Annotated in this window: 26 protein-coding genes and 1 pseudogene; 15 read left to right on the forward strand and 12 right to left on the reverse strand. The window is 69.6% G+C overall.

Annotated elements, in window-relative coordinates:
* Window positions 1-22: 22 nt before the first annotated feature.
* The gene (bioA, locus tag ACQYVW_RS14700) at window positions 23-1,414 is read right to left on the reverse strand and encodes an adenosylmethionine--8-amino-7-oxononanoate transaminase (protein WP_434947509.1); all 1,392 of its coding nucleotides are present in this window, start codon (window positions 1,412-1,414) and stop codon (window positions 23-25) included.
* Between the two features lie 68 nt (window positions 1,415-1,482).
* On the opposite strand from bioA, the gene nudE reads away from it, so the two are divergent.
* From nudE to ACQYVW_RS14725, 5 genes are all read left to right on the forward strand, one after another.
* Window positions 1,483-2,037, forward strand: a complete 555-nt coding sequence (gene nudE, locus ACQYVW_RS14705) for an ADP compounds hydrolase NudE (RefSeq protein WP_434947510.1) — start codon at window positions 1,483-1,485, stop codon at window positions 2,035-2,037.
* Window positions 2,030-2,842, forward strand: a complete 813-nt coding sequence (cysQ, locus tag ACQYVW_RS14710) for a 3'(2'),5'-bisphosphate nucleotidase CysQ (protein ID WP_434933734.1) — start codon at window positions 2,030-2,032, stop codon at window positions 2,840-2,842. Before nudE ends, cysQ begins: the two co-directional genes overlap by 8 nt.
* A gap of 145 nt (window positions 2,843-2,987) precedes the next feature.
* Window positions 2,988-3,809: a nucleoside triphosphate pyrophosphohydrolase gene (gene mazG / locus ACQYVW_RS14715; RefSeq protein ID WP_434947511.1), complete on the forward strand. Its 822-nt coding sequence runs from the start codon at window positions 2,988-2,990 to the stop codon at window positions 3,807-3,809.
* A 55-nt stretch (window positions 3,810-3,864) separates the two neighbouring features.
* On the forward strand, window positions 3,865-4,188 hold the full coding sequence (locus tag ACQYVW_RS14720; protein ID WP_434933736.1) for a YnfA family protein: 324 nt from the start codon (window positions 3,865-3,867) through the stop codon (window positions 4,186-4,188).
* Window positions 4,189-4,201: 13 nt separating this feature from the next.
* Window positions 4,202-4,504 (forward strand): Mpo1-like protein, encoded by a 303-nt coding sequence (locus ACQYVW_RS14725; protein ID WP_434933737.1) that lies wholly within the window; start codon window positions 4,202-4,204, stop codon window positions 4,502-4,504.
* A gap of 117 nt (window positions 4,505-4,621) precedes the next feature.
* On the opposite strand, the gene ACQYVW_RS14730 is transcribed toward ACQYVW_RS14725, so the two are convergent.
* Window positions 4,622-4,966: a DMT family protein gene (locus ACQYVW_RS14730; RefSeq protein ID WP_434933738.1), complete on the reverse strand. Its 345-nt coding sequence runs from the start codon at window positions 4,964-4,966 to the stop codon at window positions 4,622-4,624.
* A 110-nt stretch (window positions 4,967-5,076) separates the two neighbouring features.
* Here ACQYVW_RS14730 and ACQYVW_RS14735 point away from each other — a divergent pair, with 110 nt between their 5' ends.
* The 10 genes from ACQYVW_RS14735 to ACQYVW_RS14780 all read left to right on the forward strand — a co-directional run bounded on the left by ACQYVW_RS14735 (window position 5,077) and on the right by ACQYVW_RS14780 (window position 14,635).
* On the forward strand, window positions 5,077-5,790 hold the full coding sequence (locus tag ACQYVW_RS14735; protein ID WP_298581041.1) for a response regulator transcription factor: 714 nt from the start codon (window positions 5,077-5,079) through the stop codon (window positions 5,788-5,790).
* A gap of 28 nt (window positions 5,791-5,818) precedes the next feature.
* Entirely contained in the window at window positions 5,819-7,096 is a 1,278-nt protein-coding gene (locus ACQYVW_RS14740) for a sensor histidine kinase (RefSeq protein WP_434947512.1), read from the forward strand.
* Window positions 7,097-7,176: 80 nt separating this feature from the next.
* Window positions 7,177-8,679 carry an efflux RND transporter periplasmic adaptor subunit gene (locus ACQYVW_RS14745; RefSeq protein ID WP_434947513.1) on the forward strand — a complete coding sequence of 501 codons (1,503 nt, stop codon included), beginning with the start codon at window positions 7,177-7,179 and terminating at the stop codon, window positions 8,677-8,679.
* The gene (locus ACQYVW_RS14750; RefSeq protein WP_434947514.1) at window positions 8,676-9,368 is read left to right on the forward strand and encodes an ABC transporter ATP-binding protein; all 693 of its coding nucleotides are present in this window, start codon (window positions 8,676-8,678) and stop codon (window positions 9,366-9,368) included. Before ACQYVW_RS14745 ends, ACQYVW_RS14750 begins: the two co-directional genes overlap by 4 nt.
* A 132-nt stretch (window positions 9,369-9,500) precedes the next feature.
* Window positions 9,501-10,730, forward strand: coding sequence for an ABC transporter permease (locus ACQYVW_RS14755; protein WP_434947515.1), 1,230 nt, complete (start codon window positions 9,501-9,503; stop codon window positions 10,728-10,730).
* Between the two features lie 420 nt (window positions 10,731-11,150).
* Window positions 11,151-11,531 (forward strand): diacylglycerol kinase, encoded by a 381-nt coding sequence (locus ACQYVW_RS14760; protein WP_434934899.1) that lies wholly within the window; start codon window positions 11,151-11,153, stop codon window positions 11,529-11,531.
* A 24-nt stretch (window positions 11,532-11,555) separates the two neighbouring features.
* Entirely contained in the window at window positions 11,556-12,317 is a 762-nt protein-coding gene (locus ACQYVW_RS14765; protein WP_434934901.1) for a TerC family protein, read from the forward strand.
* Window positions 12,318-12,396: 79 nt separating this feature from the next.
* A complete protein-coding gene (gene lgt, locus ACQYVW_RS14770; RefSeq protein WP_434934902.1) occupies window positions 12,397-13,269 on the forward strand; it encodes a prolipoprotein diacylglyceryl transferase in 873 nt (290 codons plus the stop codon).
* On the forward strand, window positions 13,266-14,060 hold the full coding sequence (locus tag ACQYVW_RS14775) for a thymidylate synthase (RefSeq protein WP_434934904.1): 795 nt from the start codon (window positions 13,266-13,268) through the stop codon (window positions 14,058-14,060). The genes lgt and ACQYVW_RS14775 overlap by 4 nt, the downstream gene beginning before the upstream one ends.
* Window positions 14,061-14,122: 62 nt before the next feature.
* Window positions 14,123-14,635, forward strand: a complete 513-nt coding sequence (locus ACQYVW_RS14780) for a dihydrofolate reductase (protein ID WP_434947516.1) — start codon at window positions 14,123-14,125, stop codon at window positions 14,633-14,635.
* Between the two features lie 79 nt (window positions 14,636-14,714).
* Here the strand turns inward: ACQYVW_RS14780 and ACQYVW_RS14785 are convergent.
* From ACQYVW_RS14785 to ACQYVW_RS14830, 10 genes and pseudogenes are all read right to left on the reverse strand, one after another.
* Window positions 14,715-15,530, reverse strand: a pseudogene (locus ACQYVW_RS14785) (symmetrical bis(5'-nucleosyl)-tetraphosphatase); the annotation flags it as partial.
* A gap of 7 nt (window positions 15,531-15,537) precedes the next feature.
* On the reverse strand, window positions 15,538-15,921 hold the full coding sequence (apaG, locus tag ACQYVW_RS14790; protein ID WP_434934906.1) for a Co2+/Mg2+ efflux protein ApaG: 384 nt from the start codon (window positions 15,919-15,921) through the stop codon (window positions 15,538-15,540).
* A gap of 79 nt (window positions 15,922-16,000) precedes the next feature.
* Window positions 16,001-16,786, reverse strand: coding sequence for a 16S rRNA (adenine(1518)-N(6)/adenine(1519)-N(6))-dimethyltransferase RsmA (rsmA, locus tag ACQYVW_RS14795; RefSeq protein ID WP_434934907.1), 786 nt, complete (start codon window positions 16,784-16,786; stop codon window positions 16,001-16,003).
* Window positions 16,783-17,166 carry a tRNA-binding protein gene (locus ACQYVW_RS14800; RefSeq protein ID WP_434947517.1) on the reverse strand — a complete coding sequence of 128 codons (384 nt, stop codon included), beginning with the start codon at window positions 17,164-17,166 and terminating at the stop codon, window positions 16,783-16,785. Before ACQYVW_RS14800 ends, rsmA begins: the two co-directional genes overlap by 4 nt.
* 112 nt (window positions 17,167-17,278) lie before the next feature.
* Window positions 17,279-18,250, reverse strand: a complete 972-nt coding sequence (gene pdxA / locus ACQYVW_RS14805) for a 4-hydroxythreonine-4-phosphate dehydrogenase PdxA (protein WP_434934910.1) — start codon at window positions 18,248-18,250, stop codon at window positions 17,279-17,281.
* 1 nt (window position 18,251) lies between these two features.
* Entirely contained in the window at window positions 18,252-19,568 is a 1,317-nt protein-coding gene (locus ACQYVW_RS14810; protein WP_434947518.1) for a peptidylprolyl isomerase, read from the reverse strand.
* A complete protein-coding gene (gene lptD, locus ACQYVW_RS14815; RefSeq protein ID WP_434947519.1) occupies window positions 19,565-21,934 on the reverse strand; it encodes an LPS-assembly protein LptD in 2,370 nt (789 codons plus the stop codon). The genes ACQYVW_RS14810 and lptD overlap by 4 nt, the downstream gene beginning before the upstream one ends.
* 80 nt (window positions 21,935-22,014) lie before the next feature.
* Window positions 22,015-22,944, reverse strand: coding sequence for a histone deacetylase family protein (locus ACQYVW_RS14820; protein WP_434934923.1), 930 nt, complete (start codon window positions 22,942-22,944; stop codon window positions 22,015-22,017).
* Window positions 22,945-22,963: 19 nt separating this feature from the next.
* Window positions 22,964-23,512 carry a cob(I)yrinic acid a,c-diamide adenosyltransferase gene (locus tag ACQYVW_RS14825; RefSeq protein WP_434934916.1) on the reverse strand — a complete coding sequence of 183 codons (549 nt, stop codon included), beginning with the start codon at window positions 23,510-23,512 and terminating at the stop codon, window positions 22,964-22,966.
* A 14-nt stretch (window positions 23,513-23,526) separates the two neighbouring features.
* Window positions 23,527-24,123 carry a DUF6580 family putative transport protein gene (locus ACQYVW_RS14830; protein WP_434934918.1) on the reverse strand — a complete coding sequence of 199 codons (597 nt, stop codon included), beginning with the start codon at window positions 24,121-24,123 and terminating at the stop codon, window positions 23,527-23,529.
* Window positions 24,124-24,131: the final 8 nt, after the last annotated feature.

A 24,131-nucleotide genomic window follows, 5' to 3' on the forward strand; every position in this document is an offset into this window, starting at 1 on the left:
TGCGGCGCCCGCATGGCGGGGCTCAGGCGGTCGCCGCATCGATGGCCGAGCGGGTGACGTCGGCGAGCAGCTGCAGCTGCGCCTCGTCGATGCAGTAGGGCGGCATCCAGTACAGCACATCGCCCAGCGGGCGCAGCAGCACGCCGCGTGCGAGCGCGTGCCGGTAGGCATGCAGGCCCACCCGGCGCGCCGGATCGAACGGCGTGGCCCGGCTGCCGTCCTGGCCCAGCTCGATGGCGAGGATCATGCCGGTCTGGCGCACGTCGGCGACATGCGGATGCGCCGCCAGCGGGGCGGCGAGCTCGGCCATGCGCGCCGCGGTGCGCCGGTTGCGCCCGAGCACGTCGTCGGAGGCGAAGATGTCCAGCGAAGCCAGCGCCGCGGCACAGGCCAGCGGATTGCCGCTGTAGCTGTGCGAATGCAGGAAGGCGCGTTCGCGCGAGTCGTCCAGGAAGCCCTGGTAGATGGCATCGGTGGCCAGCACCGCGGCCAGCGGCAGGAAGCCGCCGGTCAGGCCCTTGGACAGGCACAGCAGGTCGGGCATTACCCCGGCCTGTTCGCAGGCGAACATGGTGCCGGTGCGGCCGAAGCCGACCGCGATCTCGTCGGCGATCATGAAGATGCCATGCACGTCGCACAGCTCGCGCACGCGCCGCAGGTAGGCAGGATGGTGCATGCGCATGCCGCCGGCGCACTGCACCAGCGGTTCCAGCACCAGCGCGCAGATCTCGCCGGCGTGCTCGTCCAGGAGGTGGGCCAGCGCGTCGGCGGCGTCTTCGGCGCAGGCCTGCGCGCTCTGGCCGTCGCGCGCGAGGAAGGCATCGGGCGAGGGCGCGAACACCGATTCCAGCAGCAGTGGCGCGTAGATGCGCCGGTACAGCGGGATGTCGCCCACCGAGAGTGCGCCGATGGTTTCGCCGTGATAGCCGTTCTGCAGCGCTACGAACTTGGTGCGTCGCGGCTCGTCGCCGCGATTGCGGAACCAGTGGAACGCCATCTTCAGCGCCACCTCGATCCCGGCCGAGCCGTTGTCGGCGTAGAACACCCTCGCCAGCGGTGCGCGCCCGGCCTGGCGCGGGGCGATCGCCAGCAGGCGCTCGGCCAGTTCGACCGCGGGCGGGTGCGAGCACCCGGCCAGGATCACCTGTTCCAGCGTGCTCGCCTGGCGCGCAATGGCCGCGGCGATGCGCGGTTCCGCGTGTCCATGCAGGTTGACCCACCAGCTGCTCACCGCATCGAGCGTGCGATGACCGTCGTGACCCACCAGCCAGGCGCCGTCCCCGCGCGCCACGGGGAGCAGCGGCAGCACATCGGGGTGCTCGCGCATCTGAGTGCAGGGGTGCCAGAGCACCGCCAGGTCGCGCGAACGCCAGCGATCCGCCTCGTCTAGAATGGAGCCATCGTGATTCGACATGCCACCATTATCGCCCTTGGCCTGTTGGGAGCGGACCCGCTCGAGGCGCGTCCGTTCGGGGCGACGTCGTGAGCCGCCGCCTGCCGACGATCCACGGCATCACCGAGCATGACGCCGGGCCCTACCGCATGGAGCGGATGGACCTGGAGTTCAGCAACGGCGAGCGCCGCCAGTTCGAACGCCTGCGCGGGCGGGGCCACGGCGCGGTGGCGGTGGTGCCGCTGCTCGATGACGACACCGTGCTGCTGGTGCGCGAATACGCCGCCGGCCTGCACCGGTACGAGCTGGGCCTGGTCAAGGGCCGGATCGACGCCGGTGAGACGCCCCTGCAGGCGGCCAACCGCGAACTGAAGGAAGAGGCCGGCTATGGCGCGCGCCGCCTCGACGTGGTGCGCACCCTCACCCTGGCGCCCGTCTACATGAGCCACGAGACCACCGTGGTGCTGGCGCGCGAGCTGTATCCCGAGCGCCTGCCGGGCGACGAGCCGGAGGAGCTGGAAGTGGTGCCGTGGCGCTTCGATGCGCTGGACGAACTGGCGCTGCGCGAGGACTTTTCGGAAGGGCGTTCGATCGCCGCGCTGGTGGCCGCGCGCCAGTACCTGCGGCGCGAAGCCGATGGCTGAGCCGTCCGCGCTGCCCCCGGACCTGCGCGAGGGCGTGATCGCCATCGCCCAGGCCGCATCGCGGGCGATCCTGCAGGTGTACGAGTCCTGTTTCGAGGTCGAGCACAAGGCCGACGAGAGTCCGCTCACCCAGGCCGACCTGGCCGCGCACCATTGCATCGTCGATGGGCTGGCCGCGCTCACGCCCGACATTCCGGTGCTGTCCGAGGAATCGGCGCACCTGGTCGACACCGCCACCCGGCGCCGCTGGCGGAGGCTGTGGCTGGTCGATCCGCTCGACGGGACCCGTGAGTTCGTCAAGCGCAATGGCGAATTCACCGTCAACATCGCCCTGATCGAGGACGGCGTGGCGACGTTCGGAGTGATCCAGGCGCCCGTGACCGGCATCGTCTGGTTCGGCGGCCCGGGGCAGGGCGCATGGGTACGCGACCCGCGTGGCGAGCGCCCCGCGCGCGCGCGATCGCCGGCGGCGGCGCCGCTGAGCGTGGCGGCGAGCCGTTCGCATCGCGATGTGCGTACCGAAGCGGTGATGTCGCGCATGGGGGAGGTGGAGCCGGTCGGGCTGGGTTCATCGCTCAAGTTCTGCCGGATCGCCGAAGGCGCGATGGACGTGTATCCGCGCTTCGGTCCCACCAGCGAATGGGACACGGGCGCCGGCCAGGCGATCCTGGAGGGCGCCGGCGGCGTGCTGTTCGACCCGGCTGGCCGGCCTTTCCGCTACAACCAGCGGGACACGCTGCTCAATGGCGAGTTCATCGCCCTGGGCGACCCGGCCTTGCCGTGGCGATCGTGGCTGGACGGGTGACCGGGCGACGCCGCGCCCGCCTGCCCCGGCAGGGCGGGCATGCCTGCCCTGCATCCGAAGTCGCGTCGACCTTGCAGGTGGATGGCGGGGGTGCGTCCGGATCGCGGGGCCTCGCCCGGGTTCCACCACGTACAAGGAGCCGGCGATGAGTGAGCCGCAGCGCGACATCCGGGACCTGATCGCGATCATGGCGCGCCTGCGCGATCCCGACGGGGGTTGCCCCTGGGACCTGGAGCAGGATTTCGCCAGCATCGCGCCCTACACGGTCGAGGAAGCCTACGAGGTGGCCGACGCGATCGATCGTGGCGACCTCCCCGCGCTCAAGGACGAGCTGGGCGACCTGCTGCTGCAGGTGGTGTTCCATGCGCGCATGGCGCAGGAGCAGGGGGCGTTCGATTTCGGCGATGTGGTCGCGGCGATCTGCGACAAGATGGTCCGGCGCCATCCGCACGTGTTCGGCGGCGCGACGGTGGCCGATGCGCAGGCGCAGACCGCGAACTGGGAACAGATCAAGCGCGCCGAGCGCGCCGCTGCCGGCGATGCCGACACCTCCGCGCTGGCGGGCATCCCGCGCGGCCTGCCCGAATGGCAGCGCGCCGTGAAGCTGCAGAACCGCGCCGCGCGCCTCGGTTTCGACTGGCCCGGCCCCGGCCCGGTGATCGCCAAGCTGCACGAGGAAATCGAGGAAGTGCGGACCGAGTTCGCGGCCGTGGCCGGGGCGCCGGACGATGCGGCCGCACGCGCGAGGCTGCAGGAAGAACTCGGCGACCTGCTATTCGTCGCGGCCAACCTTGCGCGGCATGCGCAGGTCGATCCAAGGTCGGCCCTGCGTGGCGCGAACCTCAAGTTCGAGCGGCGCTTCCGGGCGATGGAATCGCTCGCGGCTGCCGACGGACATCGTCTCCAGGACCTGTCGCTGGAAGCGCAGGAGGGCTACTGGGCGCGGGTGAAGGACGCGGAACGGTGAGCACGGTCGTCGCGCCGATGGCCCGCGTGGACCCGTCGCCGCAGAGCGCCCTGCCATGAAGACCCTGCTCCTGTTCGTCGCCACCGCGATCGCCGAGATCGTCGGTTGCTACCTGCCCTGGCTGTGGCTGCGCAGGGGCGGCAGCGCCTGGTTGCTGCTGCCCGCCGCGGCCAGCCTGGCGCTGTTCGTGTGGCTGCTCAGCCTGCATCCCACCGCGACCGGACGCGTCTACGCAGCCTACGGCGGGGTCTATGTGGGCGTGGCGCTGGTCTGGCTCTGGTGGGTGGACGCGGTCAGGCCGACGCGCTGGGACCTGATCGGCGTGGCGTTGTGCCTGCTGGGCATGGCCGTCATCATGTTCTCGCCCAGGCCGGCGTGACCGGAGGAAGGGAATGCGACGCTTCGCCAGTTTCCGTGAGTTCTATCCGTTCTACCTGGCCGAGCACGCCAACCGCACATCGCGGCGCCTGCACTTCATCGGCAGTTGCGGCGCGATCGTGCTGGTCGCGCTGGCGATCTTTCAGCGCGAGCCTTGGTGGCTGCTGGCGGCCTTGCTGTGCGGCTACGCTTTCGCCTGGGTGGGGCACTTCTTCTTCGAGAAGAACCGGCCCGCGACCTTCCGCCATCCGTTCTATTCCTTCGCCGGCGACTGGGTGATGTTCAAGGACATCCTGACGGGCAGGATCCGGTTCTGACCATCAGGCTGGCGGCGTTCGCGCCGCCGGGGCGCCCTCGTCCAAGGTGTTCGGGTCGTGCACGCAGGGTGCGCGCCGCCGGTTGCGCATGGAAGGCAAGCAAAGCGCCAGGCGCATCTAGTCCATGAAGATCAGCCAAGCCGCCACCACGATCAGGCCGAAGCCCGCCCAGTGGTTCCACTTCAGCGGCTGCTGCAGATACCAGGCCGAGAATCCGGCGAAGACCAGCAGGGTGATGACCTCCTGCATGCCCTTGAGCTGCGGCGCCGAGTAGAACGCCGAACCGAGCCGGTTGGCCGGCACCATCAGGCAGTACTCGAAGAACGCAATGCCCCAGCTCACCAGGATCACCGGCAGCAGGGCCGAGGACTTGTACTTCAGATGCCCGTACCAGGCGAAGGTCATGAAGATGTTGGAGCCGAGCAGGAGCAGGATCGGCAAGAATCGGTCGAAGGGGGGCATGGCGGATCCAGGGGAAATGGCGGCGCGTAAAGCATTCCCGGTCTTCACGGCGCTTGTACAGCCCGGCTGGCACCTTTCACAAAGCTGAAGACCCCTTCGAGGAACCAAACATGCGTGCAGGGCAGGAAACCGGCGGGCTGGTCCTGATCGTCGAGGACAACCGCAACATCTCGGAAATGGTGGGCGAATATCTGGAAGGCCGCGGTTTCGAGGTCGATTACGCTTCCGATGGCCTCGACGGCTACCGGCTGGCGGTGGAGAACAGCTACGACGTGATCGTGCTGGACCTGATGCTGCCGCGCCTGGACGGCGTCGAGGTCTGCAAGCGCCTGCGCGCCGAGGCCCGCAAGTCCACCCCCGTGCTGATGCTGACCGCCCGCGACACGCTGGACGAGAAGCTGAGCGGCCTGTCCTCGGGCGCCGACGACTACCTCACCAAGCCCTTCGCCATCCAGGAGCTCGAAGCCAGGCTGCGGGCCCTGATCCGCCGCGAGCGCCGCCAGGTGGGTTCCGAGGTGCTGAAGGTGGCCGACCTGGTGCTCGATCCGGCCAGCATGCGCGCCACCCGCGGCGGCACCGAACTGCAGCTCTCGCCGATCGGCATGAAGCTGCTGACCATCCTGATGCGCGAGTCTCCCCGCGTGGTGAACCGCCAGGAGATCGAACGCGAGATCTGGGGCAACGGGCTGCCCGATTCGGATACCCTGCGCAGCCACCTCTACAACCTGCGCAAGATCATCGACAAGCCGTTCGACAAGCCGCTGCTGCACACCGTGCAGAGTGCCGGGTACCGGATCGCGGATATCGACCAGTCGCCTGCCTGATCCTGCGGAACCACGCATGCCGCAGGGGTTGCCCCGGAAAATCCGTTACGCGTTCGTCACCCAGGGGCTGCTGCTGGTCCTTGCGGTGGTGTTCGGCGTAAGCCTGCTCACCTTGGTGACGCGCGACGCGCTGGTCCGACAGCGGCTGACGGTGGAGGCGCAGGCGTTCTGGGTGCGGCAGTCGGGCAGCCGGCTCAGCACCCACCTGCCCGCGACCAGCACCCTGCAGGGCTACTTCCGCCCGGCGAGCGAAGAGGCCGCGCTGCCACCTTACGTCGCTTCGCTGCCCGAGGGGGTGAACTTCGTCTACCGCTCGCACAAGGCGGTGCTGGTGCAGCGCAGGCCCGAGGGCGTGTTGTACCTGGTACTGCGCACGCGGGCGGTGGACGAGCTGATGTGGACCGCGGCGGGAGTGATGATCCTGCTCGGTCTGATGACTGCCCTGGCGGTCACCCTGCTCACCTACCGCAAGTCGCGCAGGATGGTCCTGCCCGTGAACCGGTTGGCGGAGGAGGTCGCGCGATGGGATCCCACCCAGGGGGATCTGACCACGCCGCTGGCGGTATCCGGCTTCGTCGAGGAGCCGAGCCGCGAAGTCCAGGCGTTGTCGCATGCGCTGCACGGCCTGGCATCGCGCGTAGGCGAATTCGTGCAGCGCGAGCGCGACTTCACCCGCGACGCCAGCCATGAGCTGCGCACCCCGCTGACCGTGATCCGGGTGGCCAGCGACATGATGCTGGCCGATCCTGCCCTGCCGCCGCATGGACGCAGGCCGCTGGAGCGGATCCAGCGCGCGGCACGGGACATGGAGGCGGTGATCGACGCTTTCCTGGTGCTCGCGCGCGAGAGCGGCGTCGCTCCGGTGAGCGAGGAATTCGACGTCGGTGCGGTGGTGCGCGAGGAAGTGGAAAAAGCGCGCCCCTCGCTGCTCGACAAGCCGGTCGAACTGCGCATGGAGGCCGTCGCCGCACCGAAGCTGTTCGCGCCGCCGAGCGTGCTGGCCATGATCGTGCGCAACCTCGTCCAGAACGCCTGCAACTTCACCGAGGAGGGCAGCGTGGAGGTGCGCGTGGAGGCCGACGCGGTGGTGGTGCGCGACAGCGGCATCGGCATGTCGGCGCAGACCCTCCAGCACGTGTACGACCCGTTCTTCCGCGCCGATGCCTTCAGCCCGCTGGGCAAGGGCTTCGGGCTGACCATCGCCAGCCGCCTGGCGCGCCGGTTCGGCTGGCAGCTCAGGCTGGAGAGCGTGGAATCCCGCGGCACGGTGGCCACCCTGCGCTTCGCGCCCCTCGCGGCTTCCTGACTGCCGCCGCGGGTGCTGTCAACCGGCGCCGGGATGGTGCGTTAGCCAGCTTCGACGCCAGACTGTTCCCGGACCCTTGCATGAGCAAACCCGCGCCCCGCCGCCGGCGGCCGTTCCCCCGTCTCCTCGTGGCCGCCGCCGTGGTCGCGGCGCTCGCCGCCATCGCCTGGCGCTGGTGGGGCGGCGCGAGCGAGAACGCCGACGAATCGCCCTGGCGTACGGTCCAGGTCGAACGCGGCGACATCCGGGTGGCGATCTCGGCCACCGGCACGCTGAGCGCGATCTCGACCGTGACCGTGGGCAGCCAGATCTCCGGCCAGGTCACCGAGGTGCTGGTGGACTTCAACAGCCAGGTCAGCCAGGGTCAGGTGCTGGCACGTATCGATCCACGCACCTACGAGGCGCAGATCGAACAGGGGGCTGCGCAGATCGCCAGCGCGCGCGCTTCGCTGGACCAGGCGCAGGCGACCCTGCGCAATGCCGAACTCGACTACCGCCGCAAGGCCGACCTCGGTACCCAGAAGCTGGTCGCCCAGGCCGACATCGACCTGGCGCGCGCCGCGCTCGACCAGGCGCGCGCCCAGGTGGCCGCCACCCAGGCCCAGATCCGCCAGCAGAGCGCATCCACCCAGACCACGCGCGTCAACCTCGAGCGCACCGTGATCACCTCGCCGGTGGACGGGGTGGTGCTCACCCGCACGATCGAGCCGGGCCAGACCGTGGCCGCCAGCCTGCAGGCGCCGGAACTGTTCACCATCGCCGAAGACCTGTCGAAGATGAAGATCGAACTGGCGGTGGACGAGGCGGACATCGGCCAGGTCAAGCGCGGGCAGACGGTTTCGTTCACCGCCGACGCCTTTCCCGACCGCCAGTTCCGCGGCGTGGTCGACCAGGTGCGCCTGGCCGCCACCACCACCAACAACGTCGTGACCTATCCGGTCGTGGTGAGCGTGGACAATTCCGACAACACGCTGCTGCCGGGCCTCACCGTCAACGCCGAGATCGAGGTCAGCAACCGGCAGGACGTGCTGAAGGTGTCCAACGCCGCGCTGCGCTACAAGCCGGTCGGCGATGCCGCGCCTGCCCAGGGCGGGGGAGGGCGTGGCGGCGCCGGCATGATCGAGGAGCTGGAGCGCGTGGCGGCCGAGCTCGACCTCGACGCCAGCCAGCGCGCCGCCTTCGACGCGGCCGTGGCGGCGCAGCGCGAGCGCGCCCAGGCGCAGCGTCCGCCCGGTGGAGCCGCGGCGCCGCGCGGCGGTGCGGGCGGTCCGCCGGGCATGGCGATGCGCGCCGGCGCGCCGGATCCCGCACTGCGTGCCCAGATGCGTCAACGCATGCTCGAGCGCATGCAGGAGAACTTCGCCGGTTTCACCCGCACGCTCGACGAGACGCAGCGCGCACGCTGGAACTCCGCGCTGGCCGCATCGCTCAATGCGACCCGCGCCACCCTGTACCGGCTGGTGAACGGGCAGCGCAAGGCGGTGCAGGTGCGCGTGGGTGCCAGCGACGGCAGCAGCACGGAAGTCCGCGGCGGCGTGGAGGCGGGCGACGAGATCATCACCGGCGAGCGGTCGCGCCGATGAGCGCGAGCGACGCACCGGTGATCGAGACCCGCGCCCTGCGCAAGGTCTATGCAGAAGGCAGCGAGGCCGAGGTCGTCGCGCTGGCGGGCGTGGACCTGCGCATCTCGCGCGGCGAGTTCATCGCGATCATGGGGCCATCCGGATCGGGCAAGTCCACCCTGATGAACCTGATCGGGTGCCTCGACACGCCGACCTCCGGGCAATACCTGTGCGACGGCGTCGACGTGGCCACGCTCGATCGCGAACAGCTGGCCGCGCTGCGCCGCGACAAGATCGGATTCGTGTTCCAGGGCTTCAACCTGTTGCCGCGGATGTCGGCCGAAGACAACGTGGCGATGCCGCTCGGCTACGCCCAGGTGCCGCCCGACGAACGCCGGCGGCTGGCGCAGGAAGCCTTGGCCGCCGTGGGGCTGGCCGGCCGCACCCATCACCGGCCCAGCGAACTGTCGGGCGGCCAGCAGCAGCGCGTGGCGATCGCGCGCGCTCTGATCAACCGGCCTCCGATCCTGCTGGCCGACGAGCCGACCGGCGCGCTGGATTCCAGGACTGGGGAGGAAATTCTCGCCCTGTTCAAGCGGCTGCGCGACGAGGACCACACGGTGGTGCTGATCACGCACGATGCGGAGGTCGCCGCCCACGCCGACCGCACCTGCGTGATGCGCGACGGCGAATTGCATGAGGAGCCGTGATCCAGGCGGCCGGGGGCGGCGCGGAAGGCGGGCGGCGCTCCTCCGCCATCCCGCGACCGCGACCGCGATCGCAGGCCAGGACGCCGTCGCGAAACATGTTTCCCAGTCACCAATGACGGATCCACGAACCAGATGAACTTCACCGACGTCCTGCGCACCGCCCTGTTCGCGCTGCGCGGCAACTGGATGCGCAGTGCGCTGACCTCGCTGGGGGTGATCATCGGCATCGCTTCGGTGATCGTGATGGTGTCGGTGGGGCAGGGCACCCAGGCCGAGATCGACAAGATGGTGGCCGGGCTGGGTTCGCAGCGGCTGGACATCTCGCCCAACGTCGCGCGCAGCAGTGGCGGCGTGCGCATGAGCGCGAGCAGCTTCTTCACCCTCAGCCAGGGCGACGTCGACGCGATCCGCAGCGAGGTTCCCGAGGTGCAGTACATCTCCGGTTCGCTGCGTGGCAGCAGCCAGGTGGTCTATGCCGAGCGCAACTGGAACAGCAGCTGGCAGGGCGTGGATGCCGACTACCTGGTCATCAACGGCTGGACGGTGAACGAGGGCCAGGGTTTCGACGAGGCGGGCGACGACAAGTCCGTGCTGATCGGCGAGACCGTGCGCCGCGAGCTGTTCGGCGAAGAGAGCGGCATCGGCGAGACCATCCGCATCGGACGCGTGCCGCTGACCGTGGCCGGGACGCTCGCGCCCAAGGGCCAGAGCAGCTGGGGGCGCGACCAGGACGAAATCGTGATGGTGCCGCTGGAGACCGCGCGCCGCCGGCTGTTGGGATCGATGGGCATGCCGCCCGGCGCGGTGATGGAGATCTCGCTGGCGGTCGCCAATCCCGACGACCTGGCCTACGTGCAGGGCGAGATCGAATCGCTGCTGCGCCAGCGCCACCGCATCGCGCCGGGCGCCGAGGACGATTTCCGCGTGCGCAACATGTCCGAGATCGTGGCCACGCGCACCGCCACCACGCGGCTGATGTCGTGGCTGCTGGGGGCGGTGGCGACGATCTCGCTGATCGTCGGCGGCATCGGCATCATGAACATCATGTTGGTGTCGGTGACCGAGCGTATCCGCGAGATCGGCCTGCGCATGGCGGTCGGTGCCGGACCGACCGACATCCGTCGCCAGTTCCTCGCCGAGGCGATGCTGCTCTCGCTGGGTGGCGGCCTGCTCGGCATCCTGATCGGCATCGCAGGCGCGCTGCTGGTGGGCCAGCTCAACAGCGAGCTTCCGGTCGAACTCAACGGCCAGGTCGTTGCCCTGGCCGCGGGCTTCTCCATCGCGACGGGTCTGTTCTTCGGCTACTACCCCGCCCGCAAGGCCAGCCAGCTCGATCCGATCGAGGCCTTGCGACAGCAATAGCGGTCGCCCTGCGCAGCGGCTGGGCCGCATGCCGGAGGCCCGGGTCCCGGAGCCATCGGCCGGACATTCCCCGGGCCTGCGCAGCCGCGCTGTGGTCGTCGCGGCGGCCGGGTCGCGGCGGATCCAAGTTGCCCGGCGAAATCCCGCGCACGCCGGTCACAGGCCCACGGAGGCGGGCGGATGGGCCTGCCGTGGGCGCAGGGACGCGCGTGACTGCGGTCGCGGTGGAGCACGGGCGAGCCGGCTGCAACCGCGCCCGCGGACGCAGGAATCACGCCCGGATATGGCAAAATTGCCCGGTTGCGGCCGTGGCCGCGTTGCTGATCGCTGCATGCCGCCGACTCCGTCGCAGTCCTGCCCCGGCACGGTCGTCGGGCGGACCGGAAAATCCGGCTGCCGGCCGGCCCGCGGTGCCGCCTGATGGCCGACGAGACCGGACACCTGCCGCGACGTCCCCGCCGCATCCTGCTGGCGACCCTCTGGTCGCTGCAGGGTCTCCGGGCGGCGTGGCTGCACGAGTCGTCGTTCCGGCTCGAGGTGTATCTGCTGGCGCTGCTCGGCCCGCTGGCGCTGTGGCTGGGCGACAGCGGTGTGGAACGCGCGCTGCTGCTGGGCAGCTGCCTGCTGGTACTGGCGGTCGAACTGCTCAATTCCGCCATCGAGGCGGTGATCGAGCGCTACGGTCCCGAGCGGCACGAGCTGGCCGGACGCGCCAAGGACATGGGATCGGCCGCGGTGTTCGTGTGCATGGTCAACGTTTTGCTGGTGTGGGGCCTGGTGCTGGGTCCGCGCTGGTTCTAGAAACCGAAAAGAGGAAGTGCTTCGATGTTGGAGATGTTGAGCGATCCGCAGGTCTGGATCCTGTTGCTGACCCTGAGCACGATCGAGATCGTGCTGGGCATCGACAACCTGGTGTTCATCTCGATCGCGGTCAGCAAGCTGCCGCCGGAACGACGCGAGTTCGCGCGCAAGTTCGGCATTGCCGTGGCCTGCATCACCCGCATCGCGCTGCTGCTGACCCTGGCCTGGCTGGCGAGCCTGACCACGGACCTGTTCTCGGTGCTGGGCCAGGGCATTTCGGTGCGCGACCTGGTCCTGATCCTGGGCGGCCTGTTCCTGCTGGTGAAGGGCGCGATGGAGATCCGCGACCTGGTCGTCGGCGAGCCGGAATCCGAGGATGTCGACACCAAACCCAAGGTGTCGTTCGGCGGCGTGATCGCGCAGATCGCCATCATCGACATCGTGTTCTCGCTCGATTCGGTGATCGCTGCGGTGGGCATGGCCGGCGACTACATCCCGGTGATGGTGGCGGCGATCCTGATCGCGGTCGCGGTGATGCTGCTGGCGGCGCGTCCGCTGGGCAACTTCATCGACAACAATCCGACGATCAAGATGCTGGCGCTGGCCTTCATCCTGCTGATCGGCGCGTATCTGATCGCCGAGGGCCTGGACGCGCACATCCCGCGCGGCTACATCTACGGCGCGATGGGCTTCTCCGCGCTGGTGGAGTGCCTCAACCTGTGGGTCAAGCGCAATGCGCGCCGGCGTGGCGAGAAGCCTACCACCGGCGTGGACGTTCCGCTCTGAAGACCCGCAGGCCCGACGTCCGGTGGCCGCCGGACGTCGGGCACAATGACCGCATAGCGTCGGGAGTCCAGGCGTTCCCATGATCCATCTCCATCAGATCGATCCGGTCGCGTTCTCGTTCGGGCCGGTGCGCGTGCACTGGTACGGGTTGATGTACCTGCTGGCCTTCGCAAGCGCCTGGTGGCTGGGCAACCGGCGCATCCGCGCCGGGCGCCTGCCGGTGGACGCGAACGCCTTCGGCGACCTGCTGTTCTACGGCATGATCGGCGTGGTGCTGGGCGGCCGGCTGGGGTCGATCCTGTTCTACGACCTCGACGGCTATCTCGCCGAGCCGGTGCGCATGCTCAAGCTCTGGGAAGGCGGGATGAGCTTCCACGGTGGCCTGCTGGGCGTGCTGGTCGCGGCCTGGCTGTGGTCGCGCAAGCACCGGCTGCATTTCTTCGACACCATGGATTTCGTGGCGCCGCTGGTGCCGGCCGGGCTGGGCTTCGGGCGACTGGGCAACTACATCGGCGCGGAACTGTGGGGCAAGTACACGCAGGCGGGCTGGGGCGTGGTGTTTCCGACCGACCCAGAACTCGCCGGCCGGACCGCCGAGCAACTGCAGGTGCAGTTCGCCAGCGGCGCGCTCGACGCGTTCGCGCGCCACCCCTCGCAGCTGTACCAGGCGTTTCTCGAAGGCCTGGTGATGTTCACGATGCTGTGGTGGTATTCGTCGAAGCCGCGGGCGCGCTACGCGGTCAGCGGGTTGTTCGCCTTGCTCTACGGCGTCTTCCGCTTCGTGGTCGAGTTCGTGCGCGTGCCGGATGCGGACATCGGCTACCTGGCCTTCGGCTGGCTGACGATGGGCCAGCTGCTGTCGCTGCCGCTGGTCGCGCTGGGCCTGTTCCTGCTGTGGAAGTCGCGCAGTGCGCCGACGCTGCGGCCCGTGCGCGCGGCAGGTTCGCCATGAAGGCCTACCTCGACCTCCTGCGTCACGTGCTGGAACATGGCGCGGAGAAGTCCGACCGCACCGGCACCGGCACCCGCAGCGTGTTCGGCTGGCAGATGCGCTTCGACCTGGGGGAAGGCTTCCCGCTGGTCACCACCAAGAAGCTGCACCTGCGCTCGATCATCCACGAACTGCTGTGGTTCCTGAAGGGCGACACCAACATCGGCTACCTCAAGGCCAATGGCGTCGGTATCTGGGACGAGTGGGCCGACGAGGCCGGCGAACTCGGCCCGGTGTATGGCCGGCAGTGGCGTGCCTGGCCCGACGGCAAGGGCGGCCACATCGACCAGATGCAGTGGCTGGTGGACGAGATCCGCCGCAATCCCGATTCGCGCAGGCTGGTGATCAGCGCCTGGAACGTGGCGGAACTGCCGCAGATGGCGCTGATGCCGTGCCATTCGCTGTTCCAGTTCTACGTGGTCGACGGCAAGCTCAGCTGCCAGCTGTACCAGCGCAGCGGCGACATCTTCCTCGGCGTACCGTTCAACATCGCCAGCTATGCGCTGCTCACCCACATGGTGGCGCAGGCGACCGGCCTGGGCGTGGGCGATTTCGTGCACACGCTGGGCGATGCGCATCTGTATTCGAACCACTTCGAGCAGGCGCGCGAGCAACTGGCGCGCGCGCCGCGCGCGCTGCCGAGGCTGCGGCTCAACCCCGAGGTCACGGACCTGTTCGCGTTCGGCTACGACGACATCGCCATCGAGGGCTACGACCCGCACCCGGCGATCAAGGCGCCGGTGGCGGTGTGAGCGCGACAGCGTCCGGCACGCGCCTGGGCGCAGCGACCGCGCCAGGCGAGACGGATCCGCCGATGCGCATCGGCCTGATCGTGGCCATGGATCGCAAGCGTGCGATCGGCAGGGACAATGCGCTGCCCTGGCACCTGCCCGACGACCTCAGGCGGTTCAAGGCGCTGACGCTCGGCAAGCCGGTGCTGATGGGACGCAGGACAGCCGAATCGCTGGGGCGCGCCCTGCCGGGCCGGACCAACCTGGTGTTGACGCGTGGCGACCGCATCCCGTTCGCGGGCATGCGCGAGGTGGCGTCGCTGGACCAGGCGCAGGCCATTGCGCAGGAGGAGGGCGCAGGCGAGCTGTGCGTGATCGGCGGGGCGCAGGTCTATGCGCTTGCGCTGCCGCGCGCCACCGACCTGCGGATGACCCATGTCGAGACCGTGGTCGCGGATGCCGACACTTTCTTTCCGGCCTACGAGGCTGCCGAGTGGACGCCCGTGTCGCGCGTGCGTCGCGACGCCGACGCCAGGCACCGTTTCGCCTTCGAGTTCGTGGACTACGTGCGCGCCGCGCCCGCCGTGTCGCGATAGCCGCCCCGCGGTGGACCCGGCCGGGCACCGCGCGACTCCGTCGCCGGCTTCCGCCAGCGACCGCGCCTCAGGATGCGGCCTCGCGCCCGGGTACCTGCACCACGTTCAGTCCTTCGGCATCGAGCTGGAGGGCAGTCAGCGTGCCGCCCCAGACCGCGCCGGTGTCGAGCGCGTGCACGCCGTGGCCGATGAACAGGCCCAGCGACGACCAGTGGCCACAGACGATCCGGAGGTCGCGCTCGGCCCGACCCGGCACCTCGTACCACGGATAGAGGCCCGGCTGCTGCGTGCCCGGTGCGCCCTTTTCCTCGAAGGCGATGCGCCCGCGCGGTGAGCAGTAGCGCATGCGCGTGAACACGTTGATGATCGCGCGATCGCGATCGGATCCGCGCAGGCGCGGCGACCACGCCGGCTGGTCGCCGTACATGTTGCGCAGCAGTTTGCGCGCTTCGTCTCCACGCAGCTTGCGCTCGATCTCGCGGGCATGCTGCTCGGCGATGGCGGTGGTCCACTTGGGCGCCAGGCCCGCATGCACCATCAGCCATCCCAGCCTGCGGTCGACGTGGACCAGCGGTTGCACACGCAGCCAGTCCAGCAGGACGTCGCGGTCCTCGGCGAACAGGACGGACTGCAGGTCGGGCTTGACCTTGCGCTGCTCCGGCCGGCTGCGTTCGGCGATCGCCAGCAGCGACAGGTCGTGGTTGCCGAGCACGCTGACGGCATTGGCGCGCAATGAATGCACCAGCCTCAGCGTCTGCAGCGATTCGCCGCCACGATTGACCAGATCGCCGCAGAACCACAGCTGGTCGCGCGCCGGATCGAACCGGATCTTCTCCAGCAGTCGCTGCGTCGGCCCGTAACAGCCCTGCAGGTCACCGATCGCCCAGACGGCCATGCGCGCGTCAGTGCAGGGTGCGGGGCACGGCCAGCGTGAAGGGCGGGATCGGGGCGTCGAACCGGGTGCCGTCGTCTCCGACCATGTCGTACTTGCCTTCCATGGTGCCGACCGCGGTAGGCAGGGTGGCGCCGGACGTATAGACGAACTGCTCGCCGGGCTCCAGCCGCGGCTGTTCGCCGACCACGCCATCGCCGCGCACCTCCTCGGTGCGGCCATTGGCATCGGTGATGATCCAGTGGCGGGCGATCAGCTGCGCCGGCAGGCGGCCCAGGTTGCGGATGCGGATGGTGTAGGCGAACACGTAGCGGTCGTCCTCGGGCTCGGATTCCTCGTCGAGGAACTGGGTCGCGATCTGGATCTCGAGGCTGTAGTCGGCGTTCCGGCTCATGTGCCCAGTGTATGCGCTGGCCGTGAACGGTTCGACTACGTTGACCGTCCGCGGCCGCGATTTCGGCACCGCATGTCGATCAGCCCGCGGCGTGATTGGCCAGCCGGACGAAGTCGGCGACCGGCAGCTGCTCGGCGCGCGCCTGCGGGTCCACCCCGGCCGCGCGGATCGTGGCTTCGTCACACAGGTTGGACAGGGCGTTGCGCAGCGTCTTGCGACGCTGGCCAAACGCGTCGCGCACGATGGCCGCGAAACGTGCCGGGTCGTCGATACCGACCGTTTCAGGGGCTCGCGGCACCAGCCGTACGACCGCGGAATCGACCTTGGGCGGCGGACGGAAGGCACCCGGCCCGACCGTGAACAGCGCCGTGACCCGGCACCAAGCCTGCAGCATCACGCTCAGCCGCCCGTACACCTTGCTGCCGGGGTCCGCCGCCATGCGGTCGACCACTTCCTTCTGCAGCATGAAATGCATGTCCCGGACCGCGGACGCATGGTCGAGCGCATGGAACAGGATCGGCGAGGACAGGTTGTAGGGCAGGTTGCCGACCAGGCGGATCGGCTGGCCCTGCGCCAGCGCGGTGAAGTCGACGTCGAGCACGTTGGCGTGCACCAGGGTCAGTTCGCCATGCGCGCGCGCCGCTTCGGTGAGGGGTGCCAGCAGGTCGCGGTCGAACTCGATCGCCGTCAGGCTGCCGTGACGCTGCAGCAGCGGGAAGGTCATCGCGCCCTGGCCGGGACCGATCTCGACGAGGCGGTCGCCGGGCCGGGGATCGACCGCGAGGACGATCTTCTCGACCACTCCGCGCTCGTGCAGGAAGTGCTGCCCGAGCGACTTCTTGGCCGGACTGCCGAAGCCGCTCACAGCAGACGGGTCCCGAGCGGCACGTCGCGGTCGGGCACGCACAGCGCGACCGCGCCATCGGCGTCGTGGAAGCCGGTCACCAGGCATTGGGACATCAGGGGGCCGATCTGCTTGGGTGGAAAATTCACCACGCCCACCACCAGCCGGCCGACCAGCTCGTCCGCGCGGTACAGCGCGGTGAGTTGCGCGCTCGACTTGCGCACGCCGATGTCGGGTCCGAAGTCCACCTCCAGCACATAGGCGGGCTTGCGCGCTTCGGCGAATGCGCGTGCCGACAGTACGCGGCCGACGCGCAGTTCGACCTTCAGGAAGTCGTTCCAGTCGATGTCCTGCATGGTCTTGCGGGCGGGGTTGTCCGAAGAGACGGGTGGTTCGTGCATGTGGATCCTGGGGCGGCGGCCGGTTGCCGCGGCGCCGGTCATTGCAGTGGAAAGGATATGCCGATGGCGGCCCCGCCGTGCATGCCGGGCCTGCCTGCGAGCGGGCGCGCCGTCAGTGCCGGCCGCGCCGGGCAAGTCGCGCACAAGTCTCGATTGCGGCATACAGGCTCGCCGGATCCGCGCGCCCGGTTCCGGCCAGATCGAAGGCGGTACCGTGATCGACCGCCACGCGCGGCCAGGGCAGGCCCAGGGTCAGGTTCACCGCGCGTTCGAAACCGCTGTACTTGAGCACCGGCAGGCCCTGGTCGTGGTACATCGCCAGCACCGCGTCGAAGCCGCGCAGCTTCGCGGGCAGGAAGGCGGTGTCGGCAGGCAGGGGGCCGCGAAGGTCCATGCCTTCCCCCCGCAGCCGGCCGAGCAGCGGCTCGATCACCTCGATCTCCTCGCGTCCCAGGTGACCGGATTCGCCTGCGTGCGGATTGAGCCCGAGCACCGCGATCCGCGGCGCATCGATGCCGAAATCGCGTCGCAGCGCGCCGTGCAGGATACGCAGGACGCGCTCCAGCGCCAGGGGCGTGACCGCATCGGCCACCTCGCGCAAGGGCAGATGGGTGGTGGCGAGCGCGACGCGGACGATGTCGTTGGCGAGCATCATGACCACCTCGCAGCGCGCGTGCGCCGCCAGCAGCTCGGTGGTACCGGAGTAGGGAATGCCGCCGAGATTGATGGTGGCCTTGTGCACGGGACCGGTGACGATGCCGTGGCAGGTGCCGTCGTCGCAGGCCGACATCGCGCGGGTGAGAGCTTCGATCACGGAGGCCGCGTTGCGCGGGTCGGCGACGCCGGGCGTGCATGGCGCCGGAGCGGGAATCTCGACCAGGCGCAGCTCGCCGGGTTCCGCCGAGCGGGCCTCGGCGGGGAGCAGGGTCAGGGGCAGTCCGAGCCGAGTGGCCGCGTCCCGCAGCGAGGCGGGATCGCCGAAAGCGACAAGCTCGGCGTCCCAGCTGCGCTGCGCCGCGCGCACGCACAGCTCCGGCCCGACGCCTGCCGGTTCGCCCGGCACCAGCGCCAGCCGCGGACGCATCTCAGCTGCCGTCGCCCGTCGCCTGGGCGTTGCCGGAGCGGATGTCCACGTAGGCTTCGCCGCGCATCTCGCGCACGTAGCGGTCCCACTCGTCCTCCAGCTTGCGCTGGCCGATCGCCTCGCGCACCTGGTTGCGGCGGTTCTCGTCGCCGGCCGTGGTCTGGCGGCTTGCGACCCGCTGCACCACGTGCCAGCCGGCCTGGGTGCGGAACGGAGCCGAGACTTGACCATCTTCCAGCGCCGAGACCTGGCCACCGAACTCGGGGCCGAACTCATCCTGCGTGAACCAGCCCAGGTCGCCGCCCTCGGCCTTGCTGACCGTGTCGTCGGAGCTTTCGCGCGCGACTTCCTGGAAGTCGGCACCACCGGCGATGCGCGCGCGCAGCGTATCGATGCGGGCCTTGGCTTCGCCGTCCCCGCCTGCGCCCTCGGCCGGACGGATCAGGATATGACGGGCGTTGTACTGGGTGACCGTGCCGCCGGCCGCCTCCGGATTGCTCTCGCGCATGTCCACCAGCTGCAGCAGCTGGAAGCCGCTGGGTCCGCGCGTCGGCCCGATCACGTCGCCCGGCGACATCGTGCGGATCGCGTTGGCGAACGCCACCGGGATCTCGTCGAGGCTGCGCCAGCCCAGGCTGCCGCCTTCGAGCGCGTTGGGACTGTCGGAATAGCGCACCGCGGCGGCGGCGAACTCGATCTCGCCCCGGTCCAGCAGGCCCTTGATGCCGTCGATCTTCTGCTGTCCGGTCGCGATCTGTTCGGGCGTGGCGCCTTCGGGCAGGGCGACCAGGATATGGGCGAGCTGGTATTGTGCGCCGCCGGCCTGCGCGGCCATCGCCGCGTCGACTTCAGCGTCGCTGACGCTCACCCGGCTCTGCGCGAAGCGCTGGCGCAGGCGCTGGATCAGCATCTCGTCGCGCAGCGAGCTGCGGAAGTCGTCGAGCGACATGCCGTCGCGCGCCAGCTGCTGGCGCAGCTGGTCGGGGGACAGGTTGTTCTGCTGGGCGATGTTGCCCATCGCCGCGTCCAGCTCGGGATCGCTCACGCGCACGCCGGTCTCGGCCGCGCGCGCGGTCTGCAGCTTGACCAGGACCAGGCGCTCGAGCACCTGGCGCTCGAGCACCTGGCGCGGCGGCAGCTGGGTCTGGCGGTTGGCATATTGGGCCAGGATGTTGGCGACCGCCCGGTCCAGTTCGCTCTGCAGGATGACGTCCTCGTCGACCACCGCCGCGATGCGTTCCAGCGGCTGGACGGATTGCGCCTGGAGGTTGCCCACGAACAGCAGGGCGGCGCACAGGAATGCGATGCGGGTCTTCATGGGGAGAGTTCTGCGGGATATTCGTCGTCGTCCAGGCCAGTGCGCAGCTCCGACGGCGGGACGAGATAGAGGTCGTCGCGGTGATAGCCGAGGATAGCACGGCGCAGCCGGCCCCGATTGTCCGGGCCGGCCGAGCCCAGGCCCTTGAGTTCGATCTCGAGCTGGATCGAATCGTTCATCTCGCCGCGGGTATTGCGCACGTAGCGGCGCCCGACCAGGCGCGCGGCGATGCAGCAGCTTTCCCACTGCACGCCGGCAATGCCTTCGATGACCTGGTTGTCCAGCAGCGAGTAGTAGTAGCGGCCCACCAGGCTCCACGTCTGATTGATCGGGTACAGGAACGAGAAGTCGACCTGCTCGAGCAGATCGCTCTGGTTGCGCACGTTGCGGCGGTAGCGGTAGGAAAGGTTGATGATGCCGTCGTCGCCAACCAGGTAGCGGGTGCGGACGCTGGCCAGGTCTTCGCGACGGCTGGCGGGGTTCCACTGGTAGGAGGCGCCCAGCGTCCAGCGGTCGTTGATCGCATAGTTGGCATCGGCCACCCAGGACGAACTGCCTTTCTCCACAGGCACTTCGCCGCCGAGGGTCACTCTGGCATCCTCGAAGTAGCGGATCTGGCCGATGCTGGCCGACAGCTTCTCGCGCCCATCCGACTCGCGGATCAGGCGGGTAGTCAGGGCCATGGTCAGCTGGTTGGCATCGCCCTGCCGATCCGCGCCCGAATAGCGGTTGTCGCGGAACAGCTGGCCCCAGCTGAACGTCATCGGGCGGGTGTCGAACAGCGGCATGTCGTCCTGCTCGCGATAGGGCGAGTTGAGGTAGAACAGCCGAGGCTCGAGGGTGTGCAGGAAGCTCTCGCCGCGGAAACGCGTGTCTCGTTCGAAGGACAGGCCCGCGTCGACGCTGCCGATCGGCTGGCTGCGCGACGGCGAGCGGTTCGCGAACTCCTCGTCCAGCCGGTAGGCGGTGTAACGCCAGGCCAGCGTCGGCGTCACATACCAGCTCGCTCCCTCCAGCGGCATGCTGATCCACGGCTTGAGGTCGACGCGCACGCCGCCCGCCTTGAGCGCAGACTCGACATGGTTGAAGCGGACCGCTTCGGTATCGGCGCCTGCGAGGAAGCGTCCGAACGGCTGCTCCCAACGGAAATACGCGCGCGGCAGCCGGTTGTAGGGGAGCTGTTGCTCTCTAAGTGTGTAGTCGGCCAGATGCTGGTAGTCGGCCATCAGGCCGGCATTCCAGTACCGGCTGCGCCCGTAGATGCCGAGGTTGCTGGTCAGCGAATAGGCGGACATGCCCTCGGCGTTGCTGCTGGCATCCTCGATCCACCGGGGATCGCTCAGCCAGTACAGATTGGCGCGCGCCTGCCAGGTGCCGTCGAGGTTCTGGAACGCCGAGTAGTTGAACATGCCGCGGTTTTCCTCGCGGTAGTTCTCCGGCGGAATCCGCGGGTCGGCGATCTCGTCGGGGCGCTCGCGCCAGGTCAGGTCGTCGGACGGCAGCACCTGCAGGTCGACCACGCCGCCGCCGCGTTCGGTCAGGTAGCGGAACTCCGTGCCCAGCTGCAGGCCACGGTTGCTCATCCAGCGCGGCGTCAGGGTGAGGTCGTAATTCGGCGCGAGGTTGAAATAGACCGGCTGGCGCCAGTCGAAACCGTTACGGCTGGACAGGCCGATGCTCGGGTACAGCAGGCCGGTGCGGCGGCGGTCGTCGATCGGAAACGCCACCCAGGGGATGTACAGCAGCGGCACCTTGCCCACGCGCAGGGTGGCGTTGCGTGCCACACCGGTCCCTTCGGCGGTATCGATGTCGATGCGCTGCGCGCGCAGTTCCCACCAGCGCTGGCTGGGCGGGCAACTGGAATAGGTCGAGCCGAACATCCGTCCGGTCGACTGCTGCATCTCGATCCGCTCGGCGCCGCCGTTGCCGCGGCGTTCGGTGAGCTGGTAGCGCACGTTGTCGATGCGATGCGAGTCGTTGTTCTGGTCGCCCTCGAGCCGCTCGGCCACCACCCGCATGCCCGAATCCTGGTAGCGCACGTTGCCGGTCGCGGTATAGGTGCCGGTCTCCTGCGAGAACTCGATGTTGTCGGTGCCGAGGAACTGGTCGCCGCGACGCAGGGTGACGTTGCCGGTGACGTTGTAGACGCCCCCGTCCACGCCCATGGTCTGGTCGCCCTGGATGTCGGTCGGCAGGTTCTCGCGGTCGGCGATATTGCCCACGGGCGGCTGCGCATCCGGGAACAGGGGCACCGCGTCCTCGATCGGGCACATCGACCAGTCGACCGGGATATCGTCGTCCGCGTGGGCTGCCAGCGACAGGGCGATGCAGAGCGGCAGGGGCAGCAGGCGGAACGCAGGTCGCACGCGACGGGATCCCGGGGACGGAAAGGCCGCTAGCTTGCCGGAAGCCTTGTGCAGCGGCAATGCAGGCCGCCAGCGCCGGTTCATGCAGGATCGGGCGAGGATGCGGCCAGCGCGGCGACGTGGGCGACGGCGCATTCCCCCAGCGCCTGCAGGTGGTAGCCGCCCTCGAGCATCGAGACCATGCGGCCCTCGCCATGGCGTGCGGCCAGCCGCCGCAGCTCGCCGGTCAGCCAGCCGAAATCGTCGGGCACCAGCTCGAGCTGGGCCATCGGGTCGCGGCGGTCGCCGTCGAAGCCGGCCGAAACCAGCAGCAGCTGCGGCGCGAAGGCGTCGAGCGCGGGCAGCAACTGGTCCCGCCAGCAGCGGCGGAATGCTTCGCTGCCGTCTCCCGCGGCCAGCAGGGCGTTGACGATGTTGCCGGTGCCGCGCTCGTTGCCCGCGCCGGTCCAGGGATACAGCGGCGCCTGGTGGGAGCTGAGATAGAGCACGCGCGGGTCCTGCTCGAAGATCGCCTGGGTGCCGTTGCCGTGGTGGACGTCGAAATCGACGATGGCCACCCGCGCCAGGCCGAAACGGTCCAGCGCATGGGCAGCCGCCACTGCGATGTTGTCGAACAGGCAGAATCCCATCGCCGCGTCGATGGTGGCGTGGTGGCCCGGTGGCCGCACGGCGCAGAAGGCGACGTCGGCCTCGCCGTGCATCACCGCCTCGGTGGCGGCAACGCCCGCGCCGGCCGCGCGCAGTGCGGCCTCGGGAGAGCCGGGCGATACGACCGTATCGGGGTCCAGGCGGATCCGGTCGGGCGGGTGCGGCGCCAGCACCGTGGCCAGCAGGCGCGGGTCGTGCACGCGCAGCAACTGGCCGCGGGTGGCGCGGGGCGCTTCCATCCACTCCATCTGCGGGAAGGCCTCGTGCAGGGCTTCGAGCACGGCGCCCAGGCGGTCGGCGCATTCGGGGTGTCCCGGCCCGGTATCGTGCTCCAGGCACGCGGGGTGGGTGTAGCCGAGGATGCGCGCCATCGCGGCCTGCCTAGCGGCGGTCGTGCCGCCAGAGCACTTCGCCGTGGCCGTCGGCCCGGGCCAGCACCCGCGCCAGCACGAACAACAGGTCGGAGAGGCGGTTGAGATAGCCGATCGCCTGTGGCCGCACCGCCTCCTGCCGCGACAGGGTGACCGCCTCGCGCTCGGCGCGACGCACCACGGTGCGGGCGATGTGGCAGCGCGCGGCGGCCTCGCCGCCGCCGGGGAGGATGAAATCCTTCAGCGGTGGCAGCGCCTGGTTGTAGTGGTCCAGCCGTTCCTCCAGGCGCGCGATGTCGGCGTCGAAGATGGCGGCATGGCCGGGGATGCAGAGTTCGCCGCCGAGGTCGAACAGCTGGTGCTGCACCGAGACCAGCAGCTCACGTACGTCCTCGGGCAGCGGCGCGGCCAGCAGGAGGCCGATCGCGGAGTTGGCTTCGTCGACGGTGCCGTAGGCAGCGACCCGAGGCGCGTCCTTGACGATGCGGCTGCCGTCGCCCAGGCCCGTGGTGCCGTCGTCGCCGGTCCGGGTGTAGATCTTCGACAGGCGGTTGCCCACGGCGGGCGCGACGCCTAGACGGTCTGCGCGCGCAGCGCCGGCAGGCGCCCGCGCAGCAGCGCGAACCCGCCGAACAGCAGGGCCGAATAGGCCAGCGTGCTCAGCAGGGTCGTCTTGAAGAACGGCAGCGCCGCGACGTAGCAGGGCAGCAGGCCGGTGCTGCAGGCCGGGTAGCCCGGGACCATGAACGCGGTCAGCCAGACCGCGAAGTTGCTGACCAGGAAGAACAGCACCGAACCGGCCAGCGAGTAGCCCAGCACGCGCGCGCCGTTGACCCGGCCGCGCAGTCCGAAGGCCAGCGCCACGGTGGCGGCGATGCTCAGGTAGTTGGCCAGCAGGCTGGGCAGGTAGCCGGTGCTGGTGAAGTAGGCCAGGTAGGTATCGCCGCGCAGCAGGCCCAGGGCCAGGTCGGCCACCAGCATCGCCAGCACCGGCACCAGGAAGGCCAGGCTGCGACGTGCGAAGTACGCGCCGCCGAACAGCGCGATCGCCTCGATCGGCGCGAAGTTCGGCGGCAGCGGCAGCAGGCGCGAGAATGCGGCCAGCAGGATCATCGCCGTCAGGACCATCGGGCCGGGTGCGAACGGGGTGTCGGGAACGGATCGGGTCATGGCGTGCG

It is taken from the genome of Luteimonas campi (assembly GCF_051162505.1).
Lineage (GTDB): Bacteria > Pseudomonadota > Gammaproteobacteria > Xanthomonadales > Xanthomonadaceae > Luteimonas.

Bases quoted from the DNA above. Each gene is read 5' to 3' on its own strand.
- pdxA (WP_434934910.1), bottom strand. From the start codon at position 18,250: ATGCGTCCGCGGCTGGCGCTGGTGCCGGGCGAACCGGCAGGCGTCGGG.
- ACQYVW_RS14780 (WP_434947516.1), top strand. From the start codon at position 14,123: ATGCGCATCGGCCTGATCGTGGCCATGGATCGCAAGCGTGCGATCGGC.
- ACQYVW_RS14800 (WP_434947517.1), bottom strand. From the start codon at position 17,166: ATGCACGAACCACCCGTCTCTTCGGACAACCCCGCCCGCAAGACCATG.
- ACQYVW_RS14810 (WP_434947518.1), bottom strand. From the start codon at position 19,568: ATGAAGACCCGCATCGCATTCCTGTGCGCCGCCCTGCTGTTCGTGGGC.
- ACQYVW_RS14745 (WP_434947513.1), top strand. From the start codon at position 7,177: ATGAGCAAACCCGCGCCCCGCCGCCGGCGGCCGTTCCCCCGTCTCCTC.
- ACQYVW_RS14725 (WP_434933737.1), top strand. From the start codon at position 4,202: ATGCGACGCTTCGCCAGTTTCCGTGAGTTCTATCCGTTCTACCTGGCC.
- ACQYVW_RS14735 (WP_298581041.1), top strand. From the start codon at position 5,077: ATGCGTGCAGGGCAGGAAACCGGCGGGCTGGTCCTGATCGTCGAGGAC.
- lgt (WP_434934902.1), top strand. From the start codon at position 12,397: ATGATCCATCTCCATCAGATCGATCCGGTCGCGTTCTCGTTCGGGCCG.
- mazG (WP_434947511.1), top strand. From the start codon at position 2,988: ATGAGTGAGCCGCAGCGCGACATCCGGGACCTGATCGCGATCATGGCG.
- apaG (WP_434934906.1), bottom strand. From the start codon at position 15,921: ATGAGCCGGAACGCCGACTACAGCCTCGAGATCCAGATCGCGACCCAG.
- ACQYVW_RS14830 (WP_434934918.1), bottom strand. From the start codon at position 24,123: ATGACCCGATCCGTTCCCGACACCCCGTTCGCACCCGGCCCGATGGTC.
- ACQYVW_RS14730 (WP_434933738.1), bottom strand. From the start codon at position 4,966: ATGCCCCCCTTCGACCGATTCTTGCCGATCCTGCTCCTGCTCGGCTCC.
- ACQYVW_RS14765 (WP_434934901.1), top strand. From the start codon at position 11,556: ATGTTGGAGATGTTGAGCGATCCGCAGGTCTGGATCCTGTTGCTGACC.
- ACQYVW_RS14760 (WP_434934899.1), top strand. From the start codon at position 11,151: ATGGCCGACGAGACCGGACACCTGCCGCGACGTCCCCGCCGCATCCTG.
- cysQ (WP_434933734.1), top strand. From the start codon at position 2,030: ATGGCTGAGCCGTCCGCGCTGCCCCCGGACCTGCGCGAGGGCGTGATC.
- bioA (WP_434947509.1), bottom strand. From the start codon at position 1,414: ATGTCGAATCACGATGGCTCCATTCTAGACGAGGCGGATCGCTGGCGT.
- ACQYVW_RS14775 (WP_434934904.1), top strand. From the start codon at position 13,266: ATGAAGGCCTACCTCGACCTCCTGCGTCACGTGCTGGAACATGGCGCG.
- ACQYVW_RS14750 (WP_434947514.1), top strand. From the start codon at position 8,676: ATGAGCGCGAGCGACGCACCGGTGATCGAGACCCGCGCCCTGCGCAAG.
- ACQYVW_RS14755 (WP_434947515.1), top strand. From the start codon at position 9,501: ATGAACTTCACCGACGTCCTGCGCACCGCCCTGTTCGCGCTGCGCGGC.
- ACQYVW_RS14720 (WP_434933736.1), top strand. From the start codon at position 3,865: ATGAAGACCCTGCTCCTGTTCGTCGCCACCGCGATCGCCGAGATCGTC.